The following is a 12,027-nucleotide window of genomic DNA, read 5'->3' as shown; positions in this document are numbered from 1 at the left end:
GATGAAGCGTTTCTATGTGATCCTCGTGCTGGCGATTGCAATCGCGCTGGCACTGGCTGTAGGCATTTCGAAACACACCGGCTACGTGCTGATTACCTACCCGCATGTGCTGCATTACGAGTCGAGCCTGTGGGCGACGCTGGTGGCGGTATTTGCCGTCGGTTTGGCGATCTACCTGATCCGGGTGCTGTTGAGCCTGATTACCACCTCCGGCGGCGTGGTCAACCCGTGGTCGCGGCGTAACCGCAGCCGTCGTGTACAGGTCGCCATCGAGCAAGGCCAGATGGACCTTGCCGAAGGCCGTTGGGCCAGTGCCGAGCGCCACCTGCACCGTGCCGCCGAGGCCGAGCGCCAGCCGCTGCTGTACTACCTCGGCGCGGCGCGTGCCGCAAATGAACAGGGGCGCTACGAAGAGTCCGACGGCTTGCTGGAGAGAGCGTTGGAGCGTCAGCCTCAGGCCGAGCTGGCGGTTGCCTTGAGCCATGCGCAATTGCAACTGGACCGCGGTGATACGGACGGCGCACTGATCACCTTGCAGGCGATGCACGAGCGCCATCCTCATAACGCCCAGGTCCTGCGTCAATTGCAGCGCCTGCATCAGCAGCGCGGTGATTGGTCGTCGGTGATCCGCTTGCTGCCCGAACTGCGCAAGGACAAGGTGCTGCCCGCCAGCGAGCTGGCCGAGCTTGAGCGTCGCGCTTGGGGGGAGAACCTGAGTCTCGCAGCCCAGCGCGAAGAACAGGGCGAAGCAGGCTTGCAGTCGCTTGAGCGGGCCTGGCAACAACTGACGTCCGCTCAGCGCCAAGAACCGCAACTGGTCTTGGCCTACGCCGAGCAACTGCGCCAGTTGGGTGCTGACACCCAGGCCGAAGAAGCGTTGCGTGGCGCGATCAAGCGCGGCTACGACAGCCACCTGATCCGACTGTACGGCCTGTTGCGCGGCAGTGATCCGGCCCGGCAGTTGAAGTTTGCCGAAGGTTGGCTCAAGGACCACCCCGGTGATGCCAGCCTGCTGCTGACGCTGGGTCGCCTGTGCCTGCAAAACAGTCTATGGGGCAAGGCGCGGGATTATCTGGAAAGCAGCCTCCAAGTGCAGCGCAATCCTGAGGCCTGTGCCGAGTTGGCGCGCTTGTTGGCTCAACTGGGTGACACCGAGCGCAGTAACCAGCTGTTCCAAGAGGGGCTGGGGCTGCTGGATAACCGATTGCTGGCGTCACCGCTGCCGGTTCCGGCGCGGGTCTGACGTAGGAAAGCGACGAGGGTTGGCTCAGCTATATCCAGCGGGTCACCCTTCGTTGCTTCGAAAACACTGCAAAAGACGGGTTTAGAGCGTTTGTGGGCAAGGTCCGACGCTCGATTGCGCAACGTCTTTCATCTTCTGGCGGCAAGTCCTTAACCGCTCGCGGAATCGTCTGCTCTAGTACGTATTGAAAGGGGTAAGGCCTTTCCTCTACCGTAGCGACCTATCTTTCGCGATGCGGATAAAGCATGTCTTTGGCCCCTTCACGCTCCTTGTTTTTCTTTGCGTTCCTGGCGGGTACGCTGACATTGGGCGCGTCCTTTTACCTCGAGTTCGGTGCTTCGTTGCGTCCTTGCTTCCTATGCCAGATGCAGCGGGGGTTCCTGGCGGCTTTCACATTGAACAATCTGGTCGCCACCCTCCATAACCCCAAACGTAGCGTTATTTGCCGGTACGGGCTGGCGAGCATGAGCTTCGCGCTGCTCGGTGCCATTACCGCCGTGCGCCAGGTACTGCTACAAAATGCCGCGCCGGACCAGACGGCCGACTGCTGGCCCAGCCTGCACCACATGATCGAAAACCTGTCGTTTTGGCAGGCGCTGCAATTGACCGTCAAAGGCAGCGTCGACTGCATGGACATCAATTGGACGCTGTTTGACTTGAGCCTGCCGGAGTGGAGTCTGTTGTTCTTCCTGGGGATGTTGATCTTGGGCTTCATGCAGTTTTCACGGCTGTTTTTGAGCCAGCATTTGCGCCCGGTGGGGCGCTGAAAGGCAGTCGCAGTTTGTAGGGCGGGATTAAACACTTGTATGAACTTTCTCTCCTGCGTACCTTGAAGCCATAGTCATGCGGGCATAATCTGGCCCGCATGTCTTATTGAAACCGTTTGTCAGATGTGGCCTTGTCCGGCTGCCGCTTTATCCTTGAAGTGTTGCGCGGGCACCAGGCGGCAGCGCCCCTATAGGGAAGAGAGATCATCATGCTGGAAAGTTGTCAGAATGCTCAGGAACGCTGGGGTGGGGTGCACAAGCTGATCGACAGCTGGCTGAAGGCACGTCACGAACTGGTTCGGGCCTTTGATGCTCTCGGTGCCAAGCCCGAGGCACTGGCGGAGAATCGTGAACCGTTGCAGGATTTCTGCGGTGTGTTGGTGGACTACGTGTCAGCCGGCCATTTCGGCGTCTACGAACAGCTGACCAAGGAGGCGGAAGCCTTCGACGATCAGCGTGGTCTGGAATTGGCTGAGACCCTTTACCCGCGTATCGATGTCATCACCGAGAAGCTGCTGGCCTTCACCGACCTGTGTGATGCCGGAAACTGTGTTGCAGCAAAATTCAAAGAGTTGGGTGCACTGCTGCATGAGCGATTCGAACTGGAAGACTGCCTGATCGAAGTGCTGCACAACGCCCATAAGGAAGAGCCTGCCACTCAGGCCTGACCCTCGATAGCCATACAAAAAAACGGTGCGCATGGCGCACCGTTTTTTATTGGCTCAGTGTCGGGTACCGAGCAATTCGATCTCGAACACCAGGGGTGTATAAGGCGGGATCAATTCACCTGCACCGTCGGCGCCATACGCCTGGGCTGATGGGATCACCAGGCGCCATTTTGCCCCCACTGGCATCTGCTGCAACGCACTGCTCCAGCCGCTGATCACACTATCAAGACGAAACCACTGAGGTTGGGTGCTCTGGTCGAACACCGTTCCATCGGGTAACCGCCCCACGTATTTCACTTGAACTTGATCGCTGGCCGTTGGCTTGTCGCCAGTGCCGGGAGTGAGTTCGGTGAGCAGGATTCCATTCGCCAATTCGCGCACGCCTTTTGCGGCTTTCTCTTTGCTCAGGAATTGTTGTTCGGCAGCCAGGGCTTTTTCGCTTTGAGGTGCCTGCGTATCTGCTTCATTCTGTGCTTCGTGCTGGGCCAGAATCTGTTCGATGCGCGCGTTATCCAGCGCCAGCGGCTTGCCTTGATAGGCTTGCTTTAGGCCGTCGATCAACGCCTGGATCTGCAGGTCAGGGACCTCCTGGCGCAAGCGTTCACCGAGGCTTGCGCCCAGGCTGTAGGCGAGGTCATGCTGATTTTGTTCAGTGGTTTTGGACGGTGATTGCTCGCTCGCATTGGCCACCGAAATCGCCAGGCCAAGCACAAGAAAAAGGTAACGCGACATGGGTGGTCTCCCGCCGAAAGTGCGACGGATTATGCCAGTGTGAGCCGGTAAAAAGTGCCGCGTACTTTCGTTATAACGATAAGAATTTTCGTACGGTGCAACGCAAGGCAAACGATACTGTCAACATGCCCTAGCGGCGGTAAGAGCAGAGGGCTAGTATGAGCCGCACCCACGTCAGCCAGGAGGTAAACCATGTCGGCCAAACAGAAGCCTGTTAATACCCCGTTGCATTTACTCCAACAACTTTCGGGCAGCTTGCTCGAACATCTGGAAAGCGCCTGTTCCCAAGCGTTGGCCGATGCAGAAAAACTGCTCGCCAAGCTGGAAAAACAGCGCGGTAAAGCGCAAGAAAAGCTGCACAAATCCCGCACCAAATTGCAAGATGCCGCTACTGCCGGCAAGGCCAAGGCCCAAGCCAAAGCCAAGGACGCAGTCAAAGAACTTGAGGACCTGCTGGACGCCCTCAAGGATCGCCAAGCTGAAACCCGCGCCTACATTTCCCAACTCAAAAAAGATGCTCAGGAAAGCCTGAAACTGGCCCAGGGCGTTGGTCGTGTGAAGGAAGCTGTGGCTAAGGTGCTGGGTGCTCGTACCCCTGCAAAAGCTGTTGCAGCAAGCGCGGCGAAAAAGCCAGCGAGCAAAGCTGTTGCTGCTAAGGCACCTGCTAAAGCCGCAGCAAAACCCGCTGCTGCGAAACCAGCTGCTAAAACGGCTGCTGCAAAACCAGCCGCCAAGTCAGTTGCCAAAACCGCTGCTGCAAAACCAGCCGCCAAGCCAGTTGCTAAAACCGCTGCTGCGAAACCAGCTGCCAAGCCAGCCGCTAAAACGGCCGCTGCAAAACCAGCCGCCAAGCCAGTTGCTAAAACCGCTGCTGCGAAACCAGCTGCCAAGCCAGCCGCTAAAACGGCTGCTGCAAAACCAGCCGCCAAGCCAGCCGCTAAAACCGCTGCTGCGAAACCAGCTGCCAAGCCAGCCGCTAAAACCGCTGCTGCGAAACCAGCTGCCAAGCCAGCCGCTAAAACGGCTGTTGCGAAACCAGCCGCCAAGCCAGCCGCTAAACCGGCTGCTGCAAAACCAGCCGCCAAGCCAGCCGCTAAAACCGCTGCTGCGAAACCAGCTGCCAAGCCAGTGGCTAAACCGGCTGCTGCAAAACCAGCCGCTAAGCCAGCTGCCAAACCTGCTGCTGCAAAGCCAGCCGCCAAGCCAGCCGTTACCAAACCCGCTGCCGCAAAACCCGCACCGGCCAAGCCAGCAACACCTGCTGCCGCCCCGACAGCGTCCACCGCTCCAACTGCACCGGCCAGCAACACGTCTGCACCGGTAGCGCCAAGCACCACCCCAACCAGCGCTTCCTAAGCGCTGGTGGCCACGACGCGCAGCCGCTGCAGCGCGTCGTGGTCAAGGTTGGCGGCATCCTCAGCCGCCAGTCCTTCCAGCCACAGTTGCTTATTCATCGCTTCGCCAGTCGGCCACGTTTGTGCCAACGCTTCCAGTCGCATCAACAGCTGCCGTTCGGCGTCCAGCTCCAGAGCCTTGACCCGCTCGCGTAACCGCGCTAAATCCTCATCCTGCTGCGCCATGGCGCGCCATTGCATGCGTACGCGTCGTAGCGGCTCGATCACCTGTGCCTGCCAGGGCCTGGCGATTTGTTTCAGCGCCTGTATGCGCTCGGCGGTCACTGTCACAGCGCGCTGCTCCAGCCAGGCGCAACACAGCAACAGGCACACATCCGCCCCTTGCTCCTGCAAGCGCAGGCAAGCGGCTTCGACGTCCGGGCGGGCGTAAGTCGAGAGGGCAAAGCTCCACAGGTCAGCGTACATATTCACACCCAAGCCAGCGGCCAACGAAGCTGGTAGACTCCGCCGCCATTATGATCCGACTTCAAAGCCTAACATTACAGCGTGGCCCGCAACGTCTTCTCGAAGACGCCGAGCTGACCCTGCACGCCGGTCACAAAGCCGGCCTGATCGGTGCCAACGGTGCCGGCAAATCCACGTTGTTCGCCCTGTTGCTGGGTGAGCTGACCCCGGACTCCGGGGACTGCTTGCTGCCGGCCGACTGGCGTATCGCCCATATGCGCCAGGAGATCGACACCCTGGACCGCATCGCGATCGACTACGTGCTCGATGGCGACCTGCGCCTGCGCCAGGTGCAACACGACCTGGCCGAGGCCGAGAAAGCCCAGGATGGCGCCGCTCAGGCCCGCCTGCACTCGGAACTCGACAGCGCCGACGGTTACACCGCCGACGCCCGCGCCCGCAAGATGCTCGCCGGCCTTGGCTTTACCAACGAACAGATGGACCGCCCGGTCGCCGACTTCTCCGGCGGCTGGCGCATGCGCCTGAACCTGGCGCAGGCGCTGATGTGCCCCTCGGACCTGTTGCTGCTCGACGAACCGACCAACCACTTGGACCTCGATGCGATCCTGTGGCTGGAAGACTTCCTCAAGAACTATCAGGGCACCTTGCTGCTGATTTCCCACGACCGGGACTTCCTCGACGCCGTGGTCGACAACATCGCCCACGTCGAACAGAAGAAAATCACGCTCTACCGGGGCGGCTACACCGCATTCGAACGCGCCCGCGCCGAACGCCTGGCCCAGCAGCAACAGGCCTTTGAAAAGCAGCAGGCGCAGCGTGCGCACATGGAAAGCTATATCGCCCGCTTCAAGGCCCAGGCCACCAAGGCCCGCCAGGCCCAGAGCCGGATCAAGGCCCTGGAACGCATGGAAGAGCTGTCGGCGGCCCACGTCGATTCGCCGTTCGACTTTGTGTTCCGCGAGTCGGCGAAGATCTCCAGCCCCCTGCTGGACTTGTCAGATGCCCGCTTGGGGTACGGCGACAAAACCATCCTGGAAAAAGTGAAGCTGCAGCTCACGCCAGGTGCGCGCATCGGTTTGCTCGGCCCTAACGGTGCGGGCAAGTCGACGCTGATCAAGAACCTGTCGGGCGAGCTTTCGCCCCTGGCCGGGCGCTTGACCCGTGGCGAGAACACGGTGGTGGGCTACTTCGCCCAGCACCAGTTGGACTCCCTCGACGCCAAGGCCAGCCCGTTGCTGCACTTGCAGCGCCTGGCGCCGACCGAGCGCGAGCAAACCCTGCGCGACTTCCTCGGTGGTTTCGACTTCCGTGGCGCGCGCATCGATGAGCCGGTGCTGAATTTCTCCGGCGGCGAAAAAGCCCGCCTGGCCCTGGCGTTGATCGCCTGGGACCGCCCGAACCTGCTGCTGCTCGACGAACCGACCAACCACCTGGACCTGGAAATGCGCCTGGCGCTGACGATGGCCCTGCAAGAGTTCAGTGGTGCGGTACTGGTGGTGTCTCACGATCGCCACTTGCTCAAGAGCACCACGGATAATTTCCTGCTGGTGGCGGACGGTAAAGTCGAAGAATTCGACGGCGACCTGGATGACTACGCACGCTGGCTGACGGATTACCGCCTGCGCAATGCGCCGGTCAGCAATACCCCGGTCAACCCCGACAAGACTGACAAGAAAGCCCAGCGTCAGGCTGCCGCTGCGTTGCGCCAACAATTGGCGCCGCACAAGCGTGAAGCCGACAAGCTGGAGGCCGAGTTGGGCAAGGTGCACGAGCGCCTGGCCAAAATCGAAACCAGCTTGGGCGACAGCGCCGTCTACGAAGCCGCCCGTAAGGACGAGTTGCGCGACCTGCTGGCTGAACAGGCCAAGCTCAAGGTCCGCGAAGGGCAATTGGAAGAGACTTGGATGGAAGCCCTCGAAGTGCTGGAAACCCTGCAAGCGGAGCTGGAGGCGCTGTCCTGATGGAAGCGTTGCAACTGCCACTGCCGGCGCAATGGATCGAACCCGTGTGGATCGGCGTGCAAATCCTGCTGATTCTGCTGGCCGGCTACCTCGCCCAGCGTTTTGTTGCCAAAGGCCTGACGCGCCTCGGTGAGCGTTACCCGTTCCCACCGCAATTGTTGATGCCGCTGCGCGGTGGCTTGCGCTGGCTGATCATGGGCAGTGCGCTGATCTTTGTGCTGGGTCGCCTGGGTGTGTCTGCAACGGTGTTGTGGACGGCGCTGTCGGGGTTTGTCGCGGTGGCGGCGGTGGCGTTCTTCGCCATGTGGTCGGTGCTCTCCAACCTGCTGTGCGCCATTCTGATCTTCACCGTCGGGCCGTTTCGCCTGGGTGACATCGTCGAGTTGGTGGACACCGTCGACAAACCGGGTGTGAAAGGCCGCGTCGTGGCGATCAACCTGCTCTACACCACGCTGGTCGAAGTAGCGGAAGCCGGAACCGACAGCGCGATGGTGCAAGTGCCCAACAGCTTGTTCTTCCAGCGCTCGGTGCGACGTTGGCCAGGTACCCATGTGTTTCCGGGCGACCGCTAGCAGTCATCCTGTAAAAATCTATAGCCATTCTTTGGTCGGCGGAGTTAGTTTAAGGCACAACAGCAAACTCCCTCCTGAGGTGTGTAATGGCACTCGATACGTGGCTGGCCTTTTTCCTGGCCAGTTGGATCATCTCCCTTTCCCCTGGCGCTGGCGCCATCGCCTCGATGTCCAGCGGCCTGCAATACGGTTTCCTGCGCGGTTACTGGAACGCCATTGGCCTGCAACTGGGCCTGGCGATGCAGATTGCCGTCGTCGCTTGCGGCCTGGGTGCCATTCTGGCGACGTCGTCCACGGCCTTCTATGTGATCAAATGGTTTGGCGTGGCGTACTTGGTGTACCTGGCCATCAAGCAGTGGCGCGCCTTGCCCATGGACATGACCGATGACGCGGCCGTGCGCCCGATCGGCAAGCCGATGGCGATGATGTTCCGGGGCTTTCTGGTCAATGCCAGCAACCCCAAAGCCTTGGTATTCATGTTGGCGGTGCTGCCGCAGTTCGTGAACCCGCAGGCGCCGCTGCTGATCCAGTACCTGATCCTGGGCGCGACGATGATCTGCGTCGACATGGTCGTGATGGCAGGCTATACGGGGCTGGCGTCGAAGGTGTTGCGCTTGTTGCGTACGCCTAAGCAGCAGAAGCGTATGAACCGCACGTTTGCCGGGTTGTTTGTGGGCGCTGCGGGTTTCCTGGCCAGCTTGCATCGTGCTACCGCGTAACTGAAAAAACTGAATCAAAAATGTGGGAGGGGGCTTGCGCCCGATGGCGGTGTGTCAGTCAGCTAACTTGTAGCTGACCCACCGCTATCGGGGGCAAGCCCCCTCCCACATTTGGTTTTGTGTTGTCTGTGAGGCTTAGGCTCAGCGCAAAATCTTCGGTGCTTCATCCCTTGGCAGGTTGTTGCGTAGCGGCGGCTGGCCGGGGTCTTGATACCCGCCACCCAACTGTTCCGCCAACTGCCGGGCCACATCTTCACCCAAGGCTTTCGATACTTCCTTCACCACGCGCGGCCGGTTCAGGCTCACGCGTATGTCACGGCTGTTCACCAGCTTGGTGTCCTGGCCTTCACCCATGGCGGTAAACGCCGAGGTGATCTCGTAGGTGCGCGTATTGATCAGGCTGAAATCCGCCACCAGCGTCAGGCCCAGCACCGCCGAGTAGCTGTTGGTGTGGTCCAGGGCGTTGATGTCCTGGGTGAAGTCGATGTCTGACAGTGTGCCGAACAGCACATAGTCGGCGCCCTTGAAATTACCGGCCTTGATGCGTTTGATCACGTCGTAGACGTCACCCTTGGCATCGGCGGTGTAGGGCGTGCCCTGCACCAGTTGGAACTGCCGGGACTTGAGGATCTCGCCCTTGATATCACCGCTGAATTTACGCAGCTCGGTCTGTTCGATGTAGCTGGTACGGCTTTCGTACTCGCTGTAGTTCGACGCCCCACTGGCGTGGTAAGCGCTGGCCTGGAAGTTGTTGCTCGCCGAAACCTGGTGGATGTATTCCTCGACCCGCGCCTCGTAGGCCAGGTCGGTCACCGCGATCTTCGGGGCGGCCGAGGCGCCGAAGGCACACAGCAGGCCGATCATGCCGATCCATGCACGCATTGCTTAGCGCTCCGTGGTTTTGCGGATTTCTTTTTCGTCCATCCATTCGGCCAGGCCGCTCTCGACGTCGATCAGCTGCAGGCTGAATTTGTAGAACACGTCCTTGTAGTCCGAGCTGCGCTTGACGATGGAGCTGATGGAGCCTTCCAGGCGGTACTTGGCGGCGACCATATTGCCGGTCTTGCTGACGGTGGACTTCTTGTACAGGCCGCTCTGGTTCTGCAGCTTGAGCTGGTCGACCTGGCTCTGCATGTCGGTGTTGTCGCTGGCAAAGCGTGCGGTGCCGGTCTTCATCAGTTGGGTCTTGATCGACGTGGTGATTTCACGGGTGTCGATGTACTCACTGGTCTTGTTCTTCACGTCGTATACCTGCACCACCGGACGGCCTTGCAGGATGCCGGACTGAGCCAGGGAGCGGGTCATGCTTTCGGCGATCATCTGCAGGTCGGTGGAACCGAACTCATTGGTCACCAGTTCCACTGCCTTGGTATCGCCGTAGCTGATGTTTTTACCGCCCAGTACCGGGGAGGTGTTGGCGCAGCCGCTGGCCAGGACGGCGACGACGGCAAGGATCGAGAAGCGTGCAAACATTGGGAATTCTCTCAGCAGCAAAAAGGATGGACGGCTCAAGGGGTTTTCACTTCAAGGCGGAAGTCCGCCGCCTGCGGCACATTGGCAATCGCAGGCAGGAAGGTCGCCTGGTTGGCGTACAAGTTCAGCACTTTCCAGGTTTCTTCATCGCCCACCGGGAAGCCGTCGGCACCCAGCCAGGCAAAGCGGTAATACATCATCTGGTTGCTGCTGGTGATGTTGCTCAACTGCACCTTGGCGGTGAGGAAGCCGTTCTCGCGGGCTACGCGGATGGCACCGACCGCGATGCCCTTGAACTTGCCCATCACCACGATTTTGCTCGCGGCGCTGCCAGGCTCAGGCGGCGGCGGAGTGGCACAGCCGGCCAGCAGGACCAGCGCCAGGGCGCCGAGGATGAAATGACGCATAACGTGCTCCTTAAGGTTGTTTGAGGGCGATGGCCTGGTTGGCGGTGTTCGGCTCCACGTGGGCGGCCAGGCCGCCGGCGAATACCTGGTTGCCGACCACGCGCAGGGTGATGACCTGATAACGCTGATCGGCCTTGACCGTCACCCGCGTGCCGCCCAGGGCGTTGGGCAGGCTGACCTGATGCTCGCCATGCTTGAGGCGCAGGCGGGTCACCTGGGTCAGGTCCGGCAGGGTACGCCACGTGCGGGTGTCGGCGCCTTCGGTGACGGCCGAGGCGATACCCAGCACCAGGCCCGCCATGGGGTTGGTCTTGTTCAGGTTGTTTTGCGCCACGCCACGGGTGACCGCACGCACGGTGGTGCGCAGGATGATCCCCGGCATGTCATCGCGCAGGGCGCGGCGGGACATGGCCGTGGTGCTGTTGAGTGCAGTGAGGTTCTGTTGCTGGCCGTCGACGCCAATCTGCGCGAAGGTTGCGGTGGACGTATCAGCCTTGATCACCGGGAACGACAGCGGGGTGATCACCAGGTTGCCATTGATCGGGATCGGCAGCGGCAGGCGAATAGAGTCGCGGGCCGGTGCCAGGCCGCTCTGTACCACGATCAGCACGTCGGTTTCATCGGCGCCGACCTTGGATTTGTCCAGGTCCAGCAGGGCCTTTTCCAATAATGGCGTGTTGGGGCGCAGTTCAACGGCCTTGCGATAGCCGGGTGCCGCCAGGTCTTTTTCGCCGAGGGCTTCGTAGACAAAGCCAGCCAGGTAATGGCTGAACGCACTCTGGTAGCTGTTTTTCAGGCCGACCACTTCCGGCGCGTCCAGGGTTTCCACCGGGTAGCCGCGCAGGTCTTTCATCTGGGTGGTCACGCCTTCGCGCTGGGCTTCGTCCTCGCGCTTGAGGTATTCCTTGTCCCGCAGGTCGGCGATCACGGCTTCACGTTCATGGGTCTTCTTGATTTCGGTGCGTGCGCCGTCGAAGTCGTTCAGGGCCAGCAGGTTCAGGGCCATCTGCGTGGTCAGCATGACCTTTTCGTAGTCATAGCCTTCGTAGCGACGCACCTTGTCATTGGCCAGGAAGCTGCCAAATTGGGCGAGGTACCTGGCGCTGTCGAACTTGACCGACTCTTCCCACTTGTAGACTTGCAGGTCGGCGCTGCGCCAGGCGGTCTGGCTGCCGGTCAAGTCACCCTTGGCACGCAGCAGCTCGCCCTTTTCGAAGAAATAGAGCAGGTCCTTGTCGTCGCCGGTGTTGTTCTTTTCCAGCAGGGTCAGGGCGGCGTCGACATTGCCGGTGGCCAATTGCTGATTGGTGGCTTGCAGCTCTGTATCGTAGCTGCGGAACATCGAGCAGCCGGACAACAAGGTCACCGTCGCGAGCGCGAGCGAGGGTAAGGCGCGAAATGCCATGCAGACTTCTTCCCTGAAAGTATCAACCGATGTGGTCATTCCTCATAAAAACAAGGAACGAAATTCCCTTTCGCACTAACAGGGCGCGGCATTATAAGCACCATTACTGGCAAAACAATGGCTTTTTGCCCCGACGAAGTCGCCAAAACGCCACTAGTCCGCTTCTAAAAATGCCCCGCCCCCACCAACACCCAATCACTTACGCCTTGAGTCAAACCCATTAAGGCTCAACAATGTGTTACTTCGTATTTCCCTTTGAG

The 12,027-nt window shown here is 60.3% G+C and carries 13 protein-coding genes; 7 read left to right on the top strand and 6 right to left on the bottom strand.

Going from position 1 to position 12,027, the window contains the following annotated elements:
* Position 1 precedes the first annotated feature (1 nt).
* The 3 genes from ACI512_RS02055 (at position 2) to ACI512_RS02045 (ending at position 2,678) form a co-directional block, all read left to right on the top strand.
* Positions 2-1,243, top strand: coding sequence for a heme biosynthesis protein HemY (locus tag ACI512_RS02055; RefSeq protein ID WP_064053273.1), 1,242 nt, complete (start codon positions 2-4; stop codon positions 1,241-1,243).
* 245 nt (positions 1,244-1,488) lie between these two features.
* A complete protein-coding gene (locus ACI512_RS02050; protein WP_236379996.1) occupies positions 1,489-2,010 on the top strand; it encodes a disulfide bond formation protein B in 522 nt (173 codons plus the stop codon).
* Positions 2,011-2,219: 209 nt separating this feature from the next.
* Positions 2,220-2,678: an Rsd/AlgQ family anti-sigma factor gene (locus ACI512_RS02045; protein WP_064053275.1), complete on the top strand. Its 459-nt coding sequence runs from the start codon at positions 2,220-2,222 to the stop codon at positions 2,676-2,678.
* Between the two features lie 54 nt (positions 2,679-2,732).
* Here ACI512_RS02045 and ACI512_RS02040 read toward each other — a convergent pair whose 3' ends face one another.
* Positions 2,733-3,410 carry an FKBP-type peptidyl-prolyl cis-trans isomerase gene (locus ACI512_RS02040; protein ID WP_231809531.1) on the bottom strand — a complete coding sequence of 226 codons (678 nt, stop codon included), beginning with the start codon at positions 3,408-3,410 and terminating at the stop codon, positions 2,733-2,735.
* Between the two features lie 192 nt (positions 3,411-3,602).
* Here ACI512_RS02040 and ACI512_RS02035 point away from each other — a divergent pair, with 192 nt between their 5' ends.
* Positions 3,603-4,766 (top strand): AlgP family protein, encoded by a 1,164-nt coding sequence (locus ACI512_RS02035; protein WP_405121595.1) that lies wholly within the window; start codon positions 3,603-3,605, stop codon positions 4,764-4,766.
* On the opposite strand, the gene ACI512_RS02030 is transcribed toward ACI512_RS02035, so the two are convergent.
* Positions 4,763-5,230 (bottom strand): TIGR02444 family protein, encoded by a 468-nt coding sequence (locus tag ACI512_RS02030; RefSeq protein WP_236380325.1) that lies wholly within the window; start codon positions 5,228-5,230, stop codon positions 4,763-4,765. The two genes, ACI512_RS02035 and ACI512_RS02030, sit on opposite strands and share 4 nt — an antisense overlap.
* 50 nt (positions 5,231-5,280) lie before the next feature.
* On the opposite strand from ACI512_RS02030, the gene ACI512_RS02025 reads away from it, so the two are divergent.
* The 3 genes from ACI512_RS02025 to ACI512_RS02015 all read left to right on the top strand — a co-directional run bounded on the left by ACI512_RS02025 (position 5,281) and on the right by ACI512_RS02015 (position 8,482).
* Positions 5,281-7,191, top strand: a complete 1,911-nt coding sequence (locus ACI512_RS02025) for an ATP-binding cassette domain-containing protein (RefSeq protein WP_015886483.1) — start codon at positions 5,281-5,283, stop codon at positions 7,189-7,191.
* Positions 7,191-7,763, top strand: a complete 573-nt coding sequence (locus tag ACI512_RS02020) for a mechanosensitive ion channel family protein (protein ID WP_015886482.1) — start codon at positions 7,191-7,193, stop codon at positions 7,761-7,763. The genes ACI512_RS02025 and ACI512_RS02020 overlap by 1 nt, the downstream gene beginning before the upstream one ends.
* An 86-nt stretch (positions 7,764-7,849) precedes the next feature.
* Entirely contained in the window at positions 7,850-8,482 is a 633-nt protein-coding gene (locus ACI512_RS02015; RefSeq protein WP_015886481.1) for a LysE family transporter, read from the top strand.
* 141 nt (positions 8,483-8,623) lie between these two features.
* Here ACI512_RS02015 and ACI512_RS02010 read toward each other — a convergent pair whose 3' ends face one another.
* The 4 genes from ACI512_RS02010 to ACI512_RS01995 are packed head-to-tail and all read right to left on the bottom strand — an operon-like array spanning position 8,624 to position 11,767.
* The gene (locus tag ACI512_RS02010; RefSeq protein WP_046034882.1) at positions 8,624-9,364 is read right to left on the bottom strand and encodes a hypothetical protein; all 741 of its coding nucleotides are present in this window, start codon (positions 9,362-9,364) and stop codon (positions 8,624-8,626) included.
* Positions 9,365-9,367: 3 nt separating this feature from the next.
* Positions 9,368-9,955 carry a penicillin-binding protein activator LpoB gene (gene lpoB / locus ACI512_RS02005; protein WP_015886479.1) on the bottom strand — a complete coding sequence of 196 codons (588 nt, stop codon included), beginning with the start codon at positions 9,953-9,955 and terminating at the stop codon, positions 9,368-9,370.
* Positions 9,956-9,990: 35 nt separating this feature from the next.
* A complete protein-coding gene (locus tag ACI512_RS02000) occupies positions 9,991-10,362 on the bottom strand; it encodes a YcfL family protein (RefSeq protein ID WP_015886478.1) in 372 nt (123 codons plus the stop codon).
* Positions 10,363-10,372: 10 nt separating this feature from the next.
* Positions 10,373-11,767: a COG3014 family protein gene (locus ACI512_RS01995; protein ID WP_236380323.1), complete on the bottom strand. Its 1,395-nt coding sequence runs from the start codon at positions 11,765-11,767 to the stop codon at positions 10,373-10,375.
* Between the last annotated feature and the right edge of the window lie 260 nt (positions 11,768-12,027).

The sequence above is a fragment of the Pseudomonas petroselini genome (assembly GCF_045037875.1).
GTDB lineage: Bacteria > Pseudomonadota > Gammaproteobacteria > Pseudomonadales > Pseudomonadaceae > Aquipseudomonas > Aquipseudomonas petroselini.
Note: the sequence above shows the minus strand (reverse complement) of the source record. Positions and strands in the feature narration are given on the sequence as shown.

Bases quoted from the DNA above. Each gene is read 5' to 3' on its own strand.
- ACI512_RS02055 (WP_064053273.1), top strand. From the start codon at position 2: ATGAAGCGTTTCTATGTGATCCTCGTGCTGGCGATTGCAATCGCGCTG.
- ACI512_RS02050 (WP_236379996.1), top strand. From the start codon at position 1,489: ATGTCTTTGGCCCCTTCACGCTCCTTGTTTTTCTTTGCGTTCCTGGCG.
- ACI512_RS02045 (WP_064053275.1), top strand. From the start codon at position 2,220: ATGCTGGAAAGTTGTCAGAATGCTCAGGAACGCTGGGGTGGGGTGCAC.
- ACI512_RS02040 (WP_231809531.1), bottom strand. From the start codon at position 3,410: ATGTCGCGTTACCTTTTTCTTGTGCTTGGCCTGGCGATTTCGGTGGCC.
- ACI512_RS02035 (WP_405121595.1), top strand. From the start codon at position 3,603: ATGTCGGCCAAACAGAAGCCTGTTAATACCCCGTTGCATTTACTCCAA.
- ACI512_RS02030 (WP_236380325.1), bottom strand. From the start codon at position 5,230: ATGTACGCTGACCTGTGGAGCTTTGCCCTCTCGACTTACGCCCGCCCG.
- ACI512_RS02025 (WP_015886483.1), top strand. From the start codon at position 5,281: ATGATCCGACTTCAAAGCCTAACATTACAGCGTGGCCCGCAACGTCTT.
- ACI512_RS02020 (WP_015886482.1), top strand. From the start codon at position 7,191: ATGGAAGCGTTGCAACTGCCACTGCCGGCGCAATGGATCGAACCCGTG.
- ACI512_RS02015 (WP_015886481.1), top strand. From the start codon at position 7,850: ATGGCACTCGATACGTGGCTGGCCTTTTTCCTGGCCAGTTGGATCATC.
- ACI512_RS02010 (WP_046034882.1), bottom strand. From the start codon at position 9,364: ATGCGTGCATGGATCGGCATGATCGGCCTGCTGTGTGCCTTCGGCGCC.
- lpoB (WP_015886479.1), bottom strand. From the start codon at position 9,955: ATGTTTGCACGCTTCTCGATCCTTGCCGTCGTCGCCGTCCTGGCCAGC.
- ACI512_RS02000 (WP_015886478.1), bottom strand. From the start codon at position 10,362: ATGCGTCATTTCATCCTCGGCGCCCTGGCGCTGGTCCTGCTGGCCGGC.
- ACI512_RS01995 (WP_236380323.1), bottom strand. From the start codon at position 11,767: ATGGCATTTCGCGCCTTACCCTCGCTCGCGCTCGCGACGGTGACCTTG.